This is a genomic window from Methylocaldum gracile, from assembly GCF_053646815.1.
Genome location: NZ_CM132196.1, coordinates 4,363,584 through 4,380,111 on the forward strand (window position 1 = coordinate 4,363,584; position 16,528 = coordinate 4,380,111).

The 16,528-nt window shown below is 60.3% G+C and carries 10 protein-coding genes and 1 riboswitch; of the genes, 5 read left to right on the forward strand and 5 right to left on the reverse strand.

Translation table 11 applies throughout. From position 1 onward, the window contains the following. Nucleotides 1-30: 30 nt before the first annotated feature. On the reverse strand, nucleotides 31-801 hold the full coding sequence (locus tag ACWJJK_RS19320) for a VPLPA-CTERM sorting domain-containing protein (protein WP_156881682.1): 771 nt from the start codon (nucleotides 799-801) through the stop codon (nucleotides 31-33). A gap of 162 nt (nucleotides 802-963) precedes the next feature. Continuing rightward, nucleotides 964-1,041, reverse strand: a riboswitch (cyclic di-GMP riboswitch). 1,122 nt (nucleotides 1,042-2,163) lie between these two features. On the opposite strand from ACWJJK_RS19320, the gene ACWJJK_RS19325 reads away from it, so the two are divergent. The 3 genes from ACWJJK_RS19325 (at nucleotide 2,164) to ACWJJK_RS19335 (ending at nucleotide 6,560) form a co-directional block, all read left to right on the forward strand. Next, nucleotides 2,164-2,772: a transglutaminase-like cysteine peptidase gene (locus ACWJJK_RS19325; protein WP_156881681.1), complete on the forward strand. Its 609-nt coding sequence runs from the start codon at nucleotides 2,164-2,166 to the stop codon at nucleotides 2,770-2,772. Further along, entirely contained in the window at nucleotides 2,769-4,676 is a 1,908-nt protein-coding gene (locus ACWJJK_RS19330; protein ID WP_156881680.1) for an EAL domain-containing protein, read from the forward strand. The genes ACWJJK_RS19325 and ACWJJK_RS19330 overlap by 4 nt, the downstream gene beginning before the upstream one ends. 1,200 nt (nucleotides 4,677-5,876) lie before the next feature. After that, nucleotides 5,877-6,560 carry a VPLPA-CTERM sorting domain-containing protein gene (locus ACWJJK_RS19335; RefSeq protein ID WP_156881679.1) on the forward strand — a complete coding sequence of 228 codons (684 nt, stop codon included), beginning with the start codon at nucleotides 5,877-5,879 and terminating at the stop codon, nucleotides 6,558-6,560. A gap of 224 nt (nucleotides 6,561-6,784) precedes the next feature. Here ACWJJK_RS19335 and ACWJJK_RS19340 read toward each other — a convergent pair whose 3' ends face one another. Then, nucleotides 6,785-7,984, reverse strand: a complete 1,200-nt coding sequence (locus ACWJJK_RS19340) for a PAS domain-containing sensor histidine kinase (RefSeq protein ID WP_240502489.1) — start codon at nucleotides 7,982-7,984, stop codon at nucleotides 6,785-6,787. 190 nt (nucleotides 7,985-8,174) lie between these two features. Here ACWJJK_RS19340 and pssA point away from each other — a divergent pair, with 190 nt between their 5' ends. Continuing rightward, nucleotides 8,175-8,825 carry a CDP-diacylglycerol--serine O-phosphatidyltransferase gene (gene pssA, locus ACWJJK_RS19345; protein ID WP_454128390.1) on the forward strand — a complete coding sequence of 217 codons (651 nt, stop codon included), beginning with the start codon at nucleotides 8,175-8,177 and terminating at the stop codon, nucleotides 8,823-8,825. A 421-nt stretch (nucleotides 8,826-9,246) separates the two neighbouring features. On the opposite strand, the gene ACWJJK_RS19350 is transcribed toward pssA, so the two are convergent. After that, complete coding sequence (locus ACWJJK_RS19350) at nucleotides 9,247-10,296, reverse strand: DUF2278 family protein (protein ID WP_086133263.1); 1,050 nt, start codon at nucleotides 10,294-10,296, stop codon at nucleotides 9,247-9,249. Nucleotides 10,297-10,326: 30 nt separating this feature from the next. Continuing rightward, entirely contained in the window at nucleotides 10,327-12,090 is a 1,764-nt protein-coding gene (locus tag ACWJJK_RS19355) for a phospholipase D-like domain-containing protein (protein WP_156881678.1), read from the reverse strand. A 575-nt stretch (nucleotides 12,091-12,665) separates the two neighbouring features. Between ACWJJK_RS19355 and ACWJJK_RS19360 the strand changes: the two genes are divergently transcribed. Next, nucleotides 12,666-14,465: a bifunctional metallophosphatase/5'-nucleotidase gene (locus ACWJJK_RS19360; RefSeq protein WP_454128391.1), complete on the forward strand. Its 1,800-nt coding sequence runs from the start codon at nucleotides 12,666-12,668 to the stop codon at nucleotides 14,463-14,465. 331 nt (nucleotides 14,466-14,796) lie between these two features. On the opposite strand, the gene ACWJJK_RS19365 is transcribed toward ACWJJK_RS19360, so the two are convergent. Continuing rightward, the gene (locus tag ACWJJK_RS19365) at nucleotides 14,797-16,407 is read right to left on the reverse strand and encodes a choice-of-anchor I family protein (protein WP_156881676.1); all 1,611 of its coding nucleotides are present in this window, start codon (nucleotides 16,405-16,407) and stop codon (nucleotides 14,797-14,799) included. Nucleotides 16,408-16,528 lie beyond the last annotated feature (121 nt).

A 16,528-nucleotide genomic window follows, 5' to 3' on the forward strand; every position in this document is an offset into this window, starting at 1 on the left:
GAATTTTCTCCGTTAAGGATATTTGGGAGATTACGCTTTCTGGCCGCGGCGGCTGACCAGGGTCAAGCCGGCCAGAGCGGAGCCCAGCAGATAGATCGCCGCGGGAACCGGTACCGGAGAGGTGCCGGCCGGGCCGAATTCCAGGGTGCCGTTGCTCGACAGCAGCCAGCGCCCGGCAATCTGATTGACGATGCCGTCGCTGTCGTCGCCGGTGTTATTGGTCACGTGGAAGAAAAGCGTTGCCAGGTCGACGCCGCCGGCCGTGGAAGCAAACACGCTGGGAGAAGCACCCATCAACGGACCCCAGTTACCGTCGTCCCAGGACTGCGGCAGTCCGTTATCCACGACGCCCGACACGTTGTCGCCCAGAGCGGTGTTCAGCTTGCTGATATAGTTCTGAATGATGCTATTGGTGCCGAGTACGTTACCGAAGCCGCCGTTGAACGAAGACCCGGTGGCCAAAAAGCCCCATTGATCGATATTGGCGAAACCCTCGTCGAGGGTGTACACGGCGGCGATGTTGTACTGAAGATCGGTCTGACCGGCGAAGCCGGCATAATTGGCGTCCGCGGCCAGATTGACGTTGAAAGTCCAATTCGAACCGGCGTTCAGCACGTCAGTGAGGGGAACGTCGAGATCGCGGAAGTAGGTGCGCCCCAGGCCGCCGTTCGCGTCGGGATCGAAAATCGACACGAACAATTCGCCCACGTTCGGATACAGGCCGCTGTTAATGGACGCTTCCGCGCCGGTGGCGCCCAAAGCCAGCATCACGCCGGCGGTAATCGCTTTCAGTTTGTTCATTTCCATGCCTCGTCTAAAATCGCGGTTGAAAATACCTTGCAGACATCTCCCCAAGGTCAATCTGCAGGGCTGTTTTCAGCCGGTCGCTTTTCGGCGACCGGCTTTTTTGTGCCGTTTTTCAGGCACCGAAAACAAAAAAAGCCGGGTTGCCATCAACGCTTGTGTGGCAACCCGGCTGTCTTGAAATCAAGACCCGTGGCTTTCCGGCCCCGCCTCGCGACGAGTGTGGCTTTGTCCTAGCAACCCTCCTGGACCGGGCTCCTGCTCCCCGGCCGCAACTTGAACCGCACTGCGGTTTTCTTCCGTCCCTTTGAAGGCGAGACAGACTTTAATGTCGCTTTTTTACAACCAAGTTAAGTTTGTGTGACACCGATGAAATTTTTTGAAAAAACTCAACGCACGGCTCCCGCGCATCAACTAAGTCTTTGTTTTGGATTACATTTGCGTGCTGTGTTTTTTTTCAAAACTTTAAGTCGCAGATGATTGCGAGCTGCCCCGGCTGTAGCTTTTTCGCTGAACGACTTTACGGATTCGCAACATGAAGGCGGGGGAATCGAGGAAGGGCACCGCCGGACCTGACTTCTTCCGAGCGCCTTGCCCGACGCATCGGGGCGGTGGGTCGGCAATCCTTTGCCGACAAATCCCGTCGGGAAGGGTCGCGATTAAAGCGACCGTTTGCGATTGGAAGGGACCGACTAAAGGTCCGTTTGCGATTGGAAGGGTCGCGGCTAAAGCGACCGTTTGCGATTGGAAGGGATTCCCGACCTACTCCGCGGTTCGGTGCCAGCCGGCCTGCAACCGATTGATCCGGCATGCCTCCGTCGTTAGGCTGGTTCCCGAACTCCCGTTTGGGAACCGACGTTGAGAAGCTCCCGCTTCTCGATTCGAATGATGTTTCGAGAAGCTCGAGCTGCTCGGGTATAGCTCCCAGGCGGAAGCTTGGGAGCCAGCGAAAATCCATACCGGAATGGCGGTCCGCTGACCTGTATAGCAGCGACCGTTTGCCATCAAGCGCTGACGCTTAGCCGGGCCTGCATCCGAACGCCTGCGTCGGCAAGGGATTGCCGACCTACGGCCGCTCGTTTCGGCCTACATTTAGAGCCTATCCCAGTAGGTTCAAAAACTCTTCGACTCGGCTCAGGGCGAACGGCCTACTGAGATAGGCACTTAGAGGTACGGGGCGGTTTCCCAAGCCGCACCGCTATACTGCGGTGAAAAACGATCGAGCACCGGAATATAAGGTGGCGAAATTTCGCCGAGATGGGGCAAGATACGCTTCCTTCAAATCAACCCCCTTAGCTCTTGAAACGCTTATTGATATGGAGCGCCGCTTTTGCGGTCCTTGCCGTGGCAGGCGTCGAAATGGACCTGCTCCCCAATGCACGAACCTTGGAACTGGTCGGCCAGCGCTATGGATCGGCGGCCGTCGAACGTCTGTCGGCGTGGCGCGACCTGGTTCTGCATCTGGGCAGTGCCGGCGAGCACGAGAAGCTGGCGCGAGTCAACGATTTCTTCAACCGCCTGCCCAATATCTCCGACCCTGACCAATGGGCGCGCCGCGACTACTGGGCGACTCCGGTGGAACTCCTGGCCGCCAACGGCGGCGACTGCGAGGATTTCGCCCTGGCCAAATATTTCACCCTTCGAGCGGCAGGAGTGGCTCCCGACCGATTGCGGGTCACTTATGTCCGGGTCTGGCGGCCACGGCTGAGCCGCATGGAGCCGCACATGGTCCTGGCCTACTATCCCGCCCCGGAATCCGAACCGCTGATTTTGGACAATCTGATCGGCGATATCCGGCCGGCCGCCGCGCGGACCGATCTAGCGCCGACCATGAGCTTCAATGCGGAGGGGTTGTGGTCGGCCAAGCAGCGCGGGCAGCATGGCAAACTGGGTGAAGCGTCCGACATACGCCACTGGAACGATCTGTTGGCGCGCATGCACCACGAAAAGACGGGAGCGATTCGATGAAGACGATGAGCCTGAAAACCCTGCTGGTCCTGATGCTCGGTCTGCTGTTTCTGCTGCTGGGGCTGGCTCTTTTCGCCACCGGCCTGGTGAATACCCACGGTTTTCTGCAACGCCAGTTGCACGCTCATGCGCAAGAAACGGCAACCACTCTGGCGCTGGAACTATCGCCCGCGCTGGCGAGCAACGACACCGCGGCGGTGGCCAATGCGGTGGACGCTCTCTACGATAGCGGCTACTACCGGCGTATCGCCGTGATCCGCCCCAACGGCGAATCCGTCGTGGAGCGGGAACTCCCCTTGAAAGTGGACGGCGCTCCCGAGTGGTTCATCAGCCGCGTGCCGTTCGACGCTCCCGCGGGTCGGGCCGAATCGATGGCCGGCTGGAAACTTTCAGCCGTGGTCGACGTGGCCAGCCATCCCGGTTTCGGATATAGCCAACTTTGGCAGATGACCTGGTCCATCCTGGGCTGGACTCTGGGTTTCTGGCTGATCTCCGCGCTGCTGTCGGTATGGCTGCTGCAAAAGGCGTTGCGTCCGCTGGACCGGCTGGAAAATCTGGCGCTTCGCATCGGCGAAGGCAAGTTCGAGCCTTTGGCGGAGCTGCCCCGTATTCGCGAACTGCATCATATCGGCTCGGCGTTCAACCGTATGTCGGAAGCGGTGCGGCGCATGCTGAACGCGAAGATGGAAACCATCGAGAAACTACAGCGGGATCTCCACCACGACCGGCAAACCGGTCTTTTCAATCGCGCGTATTTTCTCGCATCGCTGGACGCGGCCCTGGCAATATCCGGAACGCAGCACGCCATTGCCATCCTTCAGCTCACCGGACTGGCGGAATGCAATCGCCGATTCGGACGCGATACGGGAGATCTTGTCGTCAAATTTCTCGCCGATGTTGTGGAAGCTGTCGCCGAAAAGACGCACGGCTCGGCGGCGCGAATAGACGGCGCGCAGTTTGCCGTGCTGTTGGAGCACGCCGATGCCGATTGCCTGAACGATCTGACCCATCACCTCGCCCAATCGACGGTGATGGCTTTGCTCGAGACCGGAATCGCTTCGTCCTGCACCGTCCATATCGGGGCGGCCCTCTCTTCCGGCGATAGCAGCACGGCACTTCTTGCCCGGGCGGACGCTGCGCTGCGCGACGCGCAGATGGGGTCCAGCGGGAGCTTTCGGATTGCGGAGGCAGATCCGACGCCGGGCGGGAGCGGCCGGCTCGCATTGCTGCGGCAGGCTTTGGACAACGGTCAAGTGGAACTGGAGCGGCAGCCGCTTATGTGCCGGAACGCTTCGGCACCCGAGCATTACGAGGTGTTCGCGCGCATCGTGACGGAAAACGGATTACGGCTTTCCGCAGGCGCCTTGGCGCACATTGCCGAGGAAACCGATCTGGCTCCGATGCTGGACAAACTTGTCGTCGCGCGCCTTCAGGAAGCGATGGCGGAAAAACCCGAAGCGGCGTGGTCCGTCAATTTGTCGGTGGCCACCATCATGCAGCCGGGATTCGCTCAATCTTTTAGACATAAAGTGCCCGCTCGATCAAATCTGGCCATAGAAGTCCCCTTGAATCGGCTGATTTTAGCCCCGCAAGCGGCCGAGTCCGTTAGCGAGCTCAGGAGAGACGGTTTTCGGTTCGTGCTGGATCGCTTCATGCCCTATCCCGGCGCACTGGCCTGGTTAAACGAATTGATGCCGGATTGGGTAAAGGTGGAAGGGGCTCTCTGCCGCCGGATATTCGATGACGCCGGCAATCAGGCCCTGCTCAAGGCGCTATGCCAATACGCACGAGAGTTGGGTATCCGCGTTGCCGCCACCGGCGTGGAACGGGAGGACGAGGCCGATCTGCTTTTTGGCCTCGGGTTCGACGCGGTGCAAGGCCGTGTGTTCGAGAAGGCGAGCTAGAACGTTTTCATACCTACTGTACGGGCACTGGCGAGTAGGTCGGGAATCCCTTCCCGACTTACTGGAGACGCTACACCAAACAGGAAAATTCGCCTGCCGGAGGGGATGTCTCTTCCCGGCGACGAACGGATCGCTTCAGACGCCTTGTAAATCCATTCAACATTCAAGCGAACATTATCGTAGGGTGGGTTAGCGAAGCGTAACCCACCGATCCGAGGCCGTTCGGCGGGTTACGGCCTCGCGGCCTAACCCGCCCTACAAAACAATTCCTGATTGAAAGCGATTTGGAAAAATACCTGAAACGGTGCGCCTGGGGTATTTTCCTGGCGTCAGCGAATTTTACGCCCACCGTAGATTTTCATCCTATCCCATTGATTCAGCGAAACACGAGTCCTTGGCTCAGAGTTTGCTGCTAAATCCCCAGACATCCGAACCCGACGGGAGACTTTTCACCTAAACGCGGATCGGCGTCGGATAGCTATTCAGCAAGCAGCTCACGCCGCCTGTTACGAAAACGCCGTATACGCCCTCTCGCATGTTCTGGTTCGCCATCGGTCCCGGAGCCGTCCGCCGGGGCCAAGAGCGACCACATTCCGAACCACCAATAGGCCGCCATCGAAATTTCTCAAAATGTCACAGACCCTTAACAAAATCTTCACAGAACTTCGATTTAATAAACAAAAACTGAAAGATTTTTTTGTCGTTGACCTTTTCGGCATGAAAGCGCCGGAAATCATCGAGCGACGCCCTGGAACCCAAAGGCATAGAAAGCGTGCTGTCGGTTGAGGGTGTACGACTGAAGCGACCTGCACTGGGTGTGTGCTGGTTCCCAAACTCCCGTTTGGGAACCGACGTTGAGAAGCGGGAGCTTCTCGGGCGGGGCGCCCAAGCCGAAGCTTGGGCGCCAGCGGAGAGGCCGTTTGGGATAAGAACGGTATATCGAGGCTTGTCAGAGCATTTTGGGGGGTATCAAAGGTCGTTCGGAAACAGCCTTATCTTGGTTATCTCGCCGAATCGATAAACCAGGCAGGGATGGGTGGAATTGGAGTGTGGAAATCCGGGCATCGTCGCCCGTCATACCTCTACGCGCCTTTCGCAGACGTATAGGGTCGCCGCTTTTGTAGGACGAGAGATACGAGGGAATGTTTGGAATTCGGGTTTTTCGTTGCGTTTTAAACTGACTGTAAGGAGTCACTGCTCATGAAGACATTTATCGGTGCAATCACAGGCATTTTTATCTTTTTCAGCGGGGCTGCCGCGCAGGCCGCCCTGCTGGAAGGCCAATCGGTTTATTTCCAGTTTGCGGACGAGGACCTGGATTACTTCGGGACACCGTCCATCGACGGCGATACCCTGAGCTTCGCCTTTTCCGATCGTTCTGCCGCCTCGGCTTCCCAGCGCCTAAGGGAAACCATGGAATTTCAGGTCATCGCCAAGGACGGATTTCTGATCAATCAGTTTCACCTGGCGGAGGGCGGCGACTACGCACTCGCCGGAAAGAACAGCAGCGTTTCGGCCAGCAGTCGGCTCCGGCTCGACGACTTTACCAACGACGAACTGTTCCGCGACTCGGGTGAAAAATCCTTCCGCCTCGGCGGCAGCGGCGGCGAAAAGGCGGGCAGCTGGACCACGCTGTTCGAGCAGTCGATTGCCCGGAGCGAAGAACTGGACGTCCTCTTGACGACGATGCTGGGGGCCGTTCCGGTGGGCAGTCAGGGTGAGGCCTGGATCGATCTGAACGCGATCCGCGTGACCATCGGCGCGGTTCTGTCCGGCGGCGAACCGGCCCCGGTGCCTTTGCCCGCGGCCGTGTGGCTCTTGGCCTCCGGACTCGCCGGTTTGACCAGCGTGATGGCGGCCAAGAAAAATCAGGCACGCTGCTGAATCAAGGCGCAGATCTCGCCATTTTGGATCAGGCTGATCTCCGAGCCGCCGCTTTGCACGTCGATCGCGTTTGTCGGCAAAGGATTGCCGACCTGCGACGGCTGCCGAACTGGAATCGTAAGATGCCACTTAAGGAAGCTCTGATTAAGTCCTTCGACGGGCCTGTCCTGAGCCTGTCGAAGGGCATGAACGGATTCCACTTGTTCAGAGCTTCCTTAAAAGCATCAATCCGCCACGGAATCGGTGCTTGCCTCTTGCGGCAAGGACGTAGGCGAATCGAGCGGCAACCGCACCACGAATTCACTGCCTTTTCCCTGCCCTTCGCTGCGGGCCTCGACCTGTCCGCCATGCAAAGCGACGATTTTTTGCACGATGGTCAGCCCCAACCCCAATCCTCCCTGAGAGCGGTCCAGAGTGCGGTCGGCTTGAGTGAAGGCGTCGAACAGGCGGGGCAATAACGCGCTGGGAATTCCCTCTCCGGTATCGCGAACGCAAATAACCGCATTCCTATCTTCAACGAATGCGGTAAGCCAAATGAAGCCGCCTTCCGGGGTGTACTTGGCGGCATTCGATAAGAGGTTCGAGATTGCTTGTACCAGACGCGCAGGATCAATCTCGAGCCGAATCGGATCAGCAGGCAACGAAACCGTAAAACGGTGGTGGCGCTGGTCCATGAGCGGCTTACAGGTCTCAACCGCCTGATCGATCACCACCGTCAAATCCATAGGCACTCTGCGCAGAGTCAGCTTGCCTTGAACGATCCGCGAGACATCCAAAAGATCGTCCACGAGCCTCGCCAACTGAGTGACCTGCCGGTCGACCACGTCCCGTACCCATCGAAGCTGGGAGTCCGGCGCATCGAGTTTCCGCATGATCGCCATGGCGTTGCGTATGGGCGCCAGGGGATTCCGGAGTTCGTGCCCCAGCATGGCAAGAAACTCGTCCTTGCGACGCTCGGATTCGTGCAGGGCGCGATTGGCGGCCTCGAGCTGGAGAGCCCGCTCAGCCAGTTCGATTTGCGCCTTTCGTACGGCCGCTTCGGCCTTCTTCCGCTCGCTGACATCGATTATCGAGACCCAGTAATGAACATCCGTCCCGGAATCGTCTGGCGCGCCCATTCGACTGTCCAGCACGACCGGCAATCCTCGTCCCTCGACGGTTAGCAAGGTGAGCTCGGTCAGGCCGGTGCCGCATATCCGGCAGTCCCGGAGATGTTGCAGGAACTGATGGCGGTCTTGTTCGGCGATGAGGTAAAGAAAGAGAGAACCGAGGAAATGATCCCGTTGACCACCGAGCAGGCGCGCGCCGGTCGCGTTCAGGGCACGAATGATGCCGCACGCATCCAAACCTACGTAACCCACGGGCGCGAACTCATAGAAGTCCGCATAGCGGTTGCCGGAGAAGCCGTTCATTTGACAAGGCATCACTGATCTTGACTCCAGTTCCGTAGTAGGCGTGTACCACTGGCGAATCCTTTCGGCTGATACGACATTGATAGCGCCCTTTTGTTTCGGCCGATCGGATGGCGCGTGGCGAAAGGTCTGGAAAACTTGCGCTGTCATGGCTGCGTCATAACGTCTGGGCATGATCCGATGAGCTCGCCGGAAAAGAGACGTGAGCGACGAGGTCGAAGGACATCGTCTACGCCGCTACGACGAACTTCGATTCGCAAAAGTAATGTCGTCTTATTCCGAGGACCAACGGCCGGGAGACATCGAGCAAGCACGACCATCACGAGAAGGAATCTATCCCATGAAAATGCTGGAACTAATAAAAGTTGCCGATCTGTTTACCATCAGCAATCTGGCCTCCGGGCTGATGTCGATTTTCTTGGCCACCGAAGGCCATCCGGACTGGGCCTCCGGTTTCCTGGTGCTGGCCGTGCTCTTCGACAGCCTGGATGGCAAGATCGCGGCCCTACTTCACCAACAGAACCTGTTCGGCAAACAACTGGATTCGCTTGCCGACCTGGTGTCATTCGGCGTGGCTCCGGCGTTTCTCTATTTCTCGATCGACACCCATCACTGGATCAAGACACTGATCCTGATCATGTTCGTCACCTGCGGAATGCTGCGTTTGGCGCGCTACAACATTTCGCAGGGCAATGCCTTTGAAGGGGTTCCGATCACGGTCAACGGTGTCCTGTTCCCGACCCTGTTCCTGGTCGCCGCGTTCGTACCGGAAAGTGTCAATGCCTGGCCGATGATATTCCTGGTGCAAAGTTTCCTGATGGTTTCCAGCCTTAGAGTGCGGCGGCTTTTCTGAGTCCATTTGTCTCCGCTGTAACGGGAGCACCGGCTCCCCCGATCAAGACTAGGCACATCGAGACATGCAAGCTTGGCAGGCAACGGGGTCGCCGGCAAAGGATTGCCGGCCTACGAATGCTTGAATCAATTCACCCGAACTGAAGGCGCCAACGACGTCCGCCAAGCCTGTTTTGCCATACGAGCGAGATGAAAACGCTTTAGAGCGTTTTCCGAATCGGTGTAAGGGATTCGGATATGTAGGTCGGGAATCCCTTCCCAATCGCAAACGGGCCTTTAATCGGCCCCTTCCAATCGCAAACGGTCGCTTTAGTCGCGACCCTTCCGACAAAACCCTTCGCCGAGCCGATACGTCGGCAAGGGATTGCCGACCTACGTTCTCCCCTCCTGGAACGAATCCGTACACCGGGATGGAAAACGCTCTAAAACACGAGCGTCCACCCCGGCTCGCGTGCCTGATCGCGCGTGTAGCTCACGCCGTGCACCTTCAGCCCTTCGGCATTGAGAAGCGAGATGATTCCGCCCTGGTTGGACAATTCGATGTCGGGCCGAACGTGGATGATCATCGGTTCGCCCGGATTCAGGGTGCCCGTCAGCGGCTTTCGGTGCTTGGCGCGGTCCAGCAGTGCCCAGCCGTCGAGATCGATAGGCCGTGGCGAGGTATTGAGCAGGATCACGGTTTCGTCTTCCGGCGATTCGATCGTATTGACCTTTGCCGCCACGATACGCACCAGGCCGTCCGGTACCGCATGGGTGGGAGGCCATACCGGCGTCGGCCGGGGCGGAAGGCCGTGTTCGGCGGGAGGACCGCCCGGCTCTTCGGGCAACATATGCCCGGTACGATCATCGGTATGAATCGCCTGCGACTGAAATTTCAGGAAGAGGGCCACCCATTCCTGCTGGTCCGCGTACCAGAACAGCAGCCCGCCGTCCTGCCAGACGCCGTCGTCCTTGACGAAATCGTCGGCATTGCCCTGATTCATGTGGATGTCGTGAACGCCGCGGCCGGGCGCGAAACCGAAGATCTTGTCGCGCTTGTTCTCCGGCCCCCAGGGCTCGCCGAACGCATACACCCAGGCGTTCTCGCTGGCCATGGCGCGCTGCACGTAGCGGTCGATCTTCTCGTTGAGGTCGTTGTCCGGGCCGGGCACGGAAAACGGGAGAGGCGTCATTTCGGCGAACGAGCCGAACAGATTGCCGCGGATGTAATCCAGCGCGACTCCGCCGGGCTTCGAGGGCAGCTTGTGCCAGCCCGGCTCCAGTTGTTCCAGCGACTCGGTTATGGGATGCCGGAAGTGCGGCACGATCAGGTAGGACAATTCCGACGGCCACAGCTTGGACTTGACGTTCACCGCCAGGCGGTACCGATCCTGCTCGTCCACCGCCAGAATCTGATAATGGGGGTTGTCGCCGGTCCCGAGATGCCGATCGACCGGCGTCGCTCTCAATACGCCATAATTTTTCAGGGGCATGGTGGCTTTCTCCGTGTTAAGAGATCGAGGTCATTCCTGCGCCATCGCGCGGCGCGATTTGTATTCCGGCGTACCCGGCGAGTAATGCTTGCGGGCCCATCCGGCATCGGACCGCAGCTTGAACTTGCGGCGGCCGGAAGATGGCATTTCCCGGTCGCGGTAATACGCGGCGCGGGCCCGGTAGTGTTCGTACAGGCGGAAGAACTCCGCGAGATAGATCGCGGCGATGCGGCGGGAGCCCCGGATTTCCAGCAGGTTTTCATCGTTCCGGTGCAGCGAGTTGTTGCTCATGTTGGCCGAACCGGAGTAGATCACCGGCTGAGCGGTTTCCCCGTCGATCACGATGAACTTGTGGTGGATGATGACCGGCGGGAACGGCGGCGGCGTTTCCCCCGGAAACAGCATGAGCTCGGTATCGAAGCCCTCCGGAGTGTCCGACCGGCGGAAACGCTCCGCGCCGATCACGTCGCGACCCTGGCGGGAGCGGTGGTAGAGTTCGAGCGCGGCGATCTGGTCCGCGCGGACGGCCTCGTCCGTTTTCGGCCTGGCGATCCGGTTGACCAGTCCGAACATCATCTTGCCGTTGTCCCCCGCCATGAAACAGGCGTCGCGAAGCTCGGCGTCGGTCGGCGTGAACAGGCAGAAAAGCACCGAACTCCTGGCCCGATGGATGGCTTCGACGATGGTGTCGATGGATTCGCGCTGGGAACTCGCTTCCGGCGAAAAGAAAACCCGCACCCCGGCATCGCCCACCGTAATCGGACTCGACCAGCGGGCATTCCGCGCCAGGGATGACAAAGGCGGATTGTCTTTGAGCCGCTTGAAGCGGTCGAAATATAGCCCGGCCAGGGCGGACGAATCGAAGGTGTGCATCAAATTCGCCTGGGTCGACAAAGCCCCCGTGGTGTAGTTGGCGGAACCGCACACGACCCGCCCCGCCGACGGGCGGCGACCGGCGAACCCGCGGCCCGACACCAGGTATTTGTTGTGCATGATGGCGGCCTTGTCGCGGGGGAAAAACGCCACCCGGTCCTTCAGCAAGTCCACCGCCGGCTGATTGGGCGAAACGGCGTTGCCGCCGGCTGATCCCGTTTTCTTCGCATCGTAGACCAGCGCCAGGGAATGATTCCGGCTGAAGGTGTCCAGCGCCGGAACGATGAACAGTTCGTCGGTCAGATGATAGATCGCCCCGACCGCCTCCCTCGCCTGCCTGAGAAATGCCGGGACCACGCCGTCCAGACCGTTGGCCAGCCATCGGCGCAATTCGCGCGCCTGCTCCGCGCTGGGTTTGTCGTCGAGCTCCAGCCCCATGCCGCGCAGCTTCCGCATGAAACCCTGGGAGCTCAGCACCGCACGGTTGAACCAGGTGCCGATGTCGTGTTCGACTTCTGCCGGCAGCGTGACATCGAGCGTTCCCGTTGCTTCCGCAAGCGGCTGGAGATTCCCCGGCGTGCCGATCACCGGGAAAACCTCGTATCGAAAAACCGGATTGCGTCCGGCGCTCGCGGCCGCCCGGTCTTCATCGCCGATTCGTGCGTCCCACCAGAGAAACTTCTGGATCGGCGCTTCGTTGCTGGGAAAATCGGGCTGTTCCGGGTCGGCCGGACCGTTGAAGTCGATGCGGTTCAGAAGCCAGCTGGAAGGGGCGTACCGGCGCGTCGCGGGATCGCGAAATCCGGGTGTGCGCCTGGCGGCGAAACCCAGGAAATCCTTACGCCGGCTCCCCTCGTCCCAATCGAAGGCGAGCAAGATCATTCCCGGTGCCGGATATGCACGGATGGCGACCTTTTCCATATGCCCCCTATTATGTGCCCGGCCGTCAAGCGGCCGATACCGTTATCTCAAGGCTTTTGACGAACGACTCCGATAACCGGCGCCCGCGGCTTCCAGCCCCTCATCCCACATCGAACTCGAGATCGCAGCTTTTGCGGTTCATTGTCCAGGCATCCGCCGGCAACCCGCATGCGTCGTTCGGTTTACCGTATTAAACACCCGAAACCATTACAGCCCTGTGAAGTTTTCACCCGAGACCGACACACCGGGCGGCATCGCGCGGAGATAGCCAAGCTCCGGTCTTCGCTGCTTACACTTTCGACGACCGAACTTATTATTAATCAGGCCCGTAAATACCCTCCTGGTATTTCGGGCCGCCGCCCAGGCCGGTACACGCCCGGCCTGGGCTCACGCGGCTTGTCGCCGCGCCGGGGCATCCCTGCCCCGGATTAACCCGGCCTATATTTATAGGCCGGGTTAATAACCTCCCGGTAATACAACTGTCAGGTCGCCTTAACACGGATGCTGTTTGATACACGGCGGTCCGCCGGGACTCGCCCGGCCTTTCTCAGGAACAAACCGAGGAATATGACACTATGAAACTCAACGAACTCGCCTGTGCCGTAACGCTGATCTTGGCCGGCGGCACCGCCTGCGCCGGCGCCGGGCCGGCCACGACGGTCAAGATCGTCGCTTTCAACGATTTCCACGGCCAGCTCGAATCGCCGGGCTCCTTCGGCGGCAAGCCGGCGGGCGGCGTGGACTGGATCGCCGGGTACGTGTCCAAGCTGAAAAGCGAGAACCGCTACACCACCGTGGTCTCCGCGGGCGACCTGATCGGCGCAACGCCCCTCGTTTCCGCCCTGTTCCACGACGAGCCCACCATCGAGACCATGAACATGGCCGGGCTGGAAATCAACGCCGTCGGGAACCACGAGTTCGACGAAGGCAAGGACGAGCTGAAGCGAATGCAGAAAGGCGGCTGCCATCCTACCGATCCGAACTCCTGCCAGGGCGCCTCGGTCGGCGCGCCTACCGCCGATGATGGTTCCTTTGCCGGCGCGGACTTCAAGTTCCTGGCCGCCAACGTGGTCGACACGGCTACCGGCAAGCCCGTTTTCCCGCCTTATGTCATCAAGAACTACGGCGGCGTCCGCGTGGCCTTCATCGGCATGACCCTCAAGGAAACTCCCACCATCGTCACGCCGTCCGGCGTCTCCGGACTGGAATTCAAGGACGAGGCCCATACCGTTAACGCGTTGATCCCCAAATTGCGGCGGCAGCGGGTCGAAGCCATAGTCGTGCTGATCCATCAGGGCGGCACCCAGCCCGTCGCCCAGAACGCCACGACCATGAACCAGTGCGCCGGCAACCTGGACGGAACCCCCATCAAACCCATCGTCAACCAACTGGACGATGCCGTGGACCTGGTGATTTCCGGCCACACCCATCAGGCCTACAACTGCATGATCGCAAACCGGGAGGGGCGTGAAATCCCGGTGACCAGCGCCAATTCCATCGGACGCATCCTGACCGACATCGACCTGACGATCGACCGGAAAACCCGTGACGTGACGGCAGTCAGCGCGACCAATATTCTGGTGGACCAGACCGACGCGACGGTCACCCCGGACGCAGGCATCAAGGCCGTCGTCGACGGCTACAAGTCACTGGCCCAGCCCATCGCCAACCGGGTAATCGGCGCCATCACCGCCGATATCACCCGCACAGCCAATGCGGCGGGCGAGTCCGCCCTAGGCGACGTCATCGCCGACGCGCAACTGAAAGCCACCGAAGCTCCGGGCTTCGGCGACGCGGTAGCCGCGTTCATGAATCCGGGCGGCATCCGTGCCGACCTGAGTTACGCATCCGGCACGGCCGGCGAAGGCGACGGCAACGTAACCTACGGCGAAGCCTTTACCGTGCAGCCCTTCGGCAACAGCGTGGTGACCATGACCCTGACCGGAGCCCAGATCGAAATTCTGCTGGAACAGCAATTCACCGGCTGCGGCGCCGACAATGCACCGGCCGCCTTCAACTATCCGGCCGGAGACTCCGGCCAGGCGTTCGACCGCATCCTGCAGGTCTCCAAGGGCTTCACCTATCAGTGGTCGGCCAGCGGTTCGCCTTGCGACAAGGTCGACCCGGCCAGCATTCGGATTAACGGCGAAACCGTCGACCCGGCCGCGAACTATCGCGTCACCGTGAACAGCTTCCTCGCCGACGGCGGGGACAAGTTCTACGTCCTGAAGCTCGGCACCGATCGGCTCGGAGGCGCCCAGGACCTCGACGCCCTCGAAGCCTGGTTCAACCATCCGGACGCCGATTCCGATCCGGCCGAGCCGGGCGTACAAATCGCGCCCGGTCGGCAAGACCGTATCGTGCGGATTCCCTGAAAAACCGGCGGCGGAGAGCTCCGGCCTCCGCCGCACCGTCTCTGAAACATAGAGCTCTACGCAAATTTTCGAATCCCGGAAACTCCGTTTTCAGGTTGTATTTATTCAACTCGGCATTGGAGTGAACATTCATCGTAGGATGGGTAGAGCGAAGCGAAACCCATCGATGGCGGGTTAGCCCCTCGGTTCCGCGTAACCCACCGATTGACGGTCGTTCGGTGGGTTACGCCGCACGCGAAGCACAGTGATCGGCGATCGGTCAGTGCTGATGTGCGCCTAACCCACCCTACGAAACAATGCCTAATTGAACGCGATTTCGAATAACCCGCCGTCACTCGCCCTTCGGTTCCCACAAGCTTACGGTGCCGGACACCTCGTTCGAAACGGCGATTAGAGGCTTGCCGGTCGGACTTTTATGGGCCGGCACGAAGTCGATCACTTCCGGGCCGCTGTCCGGCCCCACCGGCGTGGCTGCAAAATCGCGGTTTTGCAGGTATTGGACGATGGCCGGCGAGGCCGGATCGCCCAAATCGACCACGACCACCCCGCCCACGCGCTCGAGGCCGATGAACCCGTAGGTCCGGCCGTCCACCACCCCGGTGGCGGCGGCTTCGGGCTCGGGGCCCTTGTTGTCGCTGCGATCGTCGAAGGTGTTGGCCTCGTTGTTGGAATTGAAGTTGGCGGGCAGCTCCGCGGCGATGATCTGTTCGAGCTGATCTCCGCTGTCATAGACCAGGTCGCCGGTTTCGCCGTCCCACACCGAAAACGATCGGGCGCCGAAAGCGTAGACCGTCGATTCCGCATCCGACCCGGCGGCGGGCATCTTCGTGGTTACGGTGAGACGCCCCAGCGCAGCATTGTCGCGCAGCGCCGCCGTGAAGGAGTCATTGGTCGTAACGCTGCGCACACGGGCTTCTTCGGCGAGACCGGGATATTCGCGGGCGTCGCCCTCGTTGGCGGAGAGTACATAGTCCTTGCCGCCGATCCGGAAAGCGGCGAGCCCATCCGGCTGGTACATGCCGTAGACCCGCCCCTGAGGCCAGGTGCTGATGTTGACGGCATTGTCGCGGTCGCTGGCATCGAGGCCATTGCCGGCCTGCGAGTGGTCCTTGAAGCCGAGGTCGACGATTTTGTCCACCTCGAGGGCTTCGAGGTCGAGTATCGCGATGGCGTTGTTTTCCTGCAGCGACACCCAGGCCTTCCGGCCGTTTTCATCGACCGCGATGTATTCTGGCTCGAGATCGAGCGACGGCCGCGTGGACCCAAAGATGCGCACGCCCGGCGGCAGATCGCCGGCGCGCGGCTGATCCGGGTCGAAGGCTTGGAAACCGATCGTCTTCACCGAAAACTTGCGGCGGGGCAGTACGTCGATCACGCTTACCGAGCCCTCAGGATCGACATGGCCTTCTCCATATCCCGAAGGCTCGCCCTCGTTGGCGACCAAAACCCTCTTGCCGTCCGGCGTGAAAGTCACCATATCGGGGCCGGCGCCGACCTCGACCGCTCGCAGATTGGAACCGCCCGGCGAAAAGAAAACCACTTTGCCCGGTTCGGTGCCCGACTCCACTGCCGCCGCCACGAGCCCGTTCCCGACGGCGACGCTGGTGACTTCGGAACCGTACGCGGACAGGTCGAGCCGCTTGAGACGCACCGGTTGTTTCGGATCGGAGATGTCTACGATGTCGACCGAAGCGTTCGCGGCATTCGAAACGTACATCTTGTCGCCCTTGACGGCCACGATCTCGGCCGAGGTCTGGCCGGTCAGACCGGTGGCATAGCTGCCGACCGGCTCGAACGCGGGGCCTGCTGCGGCGACCGGGCCGGGCAGGATTCCCGCAAACAGGGCGGCGGCACCGACCGAGGTCGTCCGCGCCGCATCGAGCGCGCGAATGCCGCTCGCCAAGGCCCCCTCAAATTTCAAACGGAACAGTTTGGTTTTCATTCTTGTGACTCCGAGTTAGCGCAGGTGAAAAGAACGCGGTTCAAAACAATCCTTCCAATGGCTGGACTATCCGAAAGTCGGGACGCTACTGGAATCACGTTAAGGCGGTATGACAAGCCTG

What these genes read in the sequence shown, in the direction of transcription:
- ACWJJK_RS19320 (WP_156881682.1), bottom strand. Translation starts at nt 801, where the DNA reads ATGAACAAACTGAAAGCGATTACCGCCGGCGTGATGCTGGCTTTGGGC.
- ACWJJK_RS19325 (WP_156881681.1), top strand. Translation starts at nt 2,164, where the DNA reads ATGGACCTGCTCCCCAATGCACGAACCTTGGAACTGGTCGGCCAGCGC.
- ACWJJK_RS19330 (WP_156881680.1), top strand. Translation starts at nt 2,769, where the DNA reads ATGAAGACGATGAGCCTGAAAACCCTGCTGGTCCTGATGCTCGGTCTG.
- ACWJJK_RS19335 (WP_156881679.1), top strand. Translation starts at nt 5,877, where the DNA reads ATGAAGACATTTATCGGTGCAATCACAGGCATTTTTATCTTTTTCAGC.
- ACWJJK_RS19340 (WP_240502489.1), bottom strand. Translation starts at nt 7,984, where the DNA reads ATGCCTTGTCAAATGAACGGCTTCTCCGGCAACCGCTATGCGGACTTC.
- ACWJJK_RS19350 (WP_086133263.1), bottom strand. Translation starts at nt 10,296, where the DNA reads ATGCCCCTGAAAAATTATGGCGTATTGAGAGCGACGCCGGTCGATCGG.
- ACWJJK_RS19355 (WP_156881678.1), bottom strand. Translation starts at nt 12,090, where the DNA reads ATGGAAAAGGTCGCCATCCGTGCATATCCGGCACCGGGAATGATCTTG.
- ACWJJK_RS19360 (WP_454128391.1), top strand. Translation starts at nt 12,666, where the DNA reads ATGAAACTCAACGAACTCGCCTGTGCCGTAACGCTGATCTTGGCCGGC.
- ACWJJK_RS19365 (WP_156881676.1), bottom strand. Translation starts at nt 16,407, where the DNA reads ATGAAAACCAAACTGTTCCGTTTGAAATTTGAGGGGGCCTTGGCGAGC.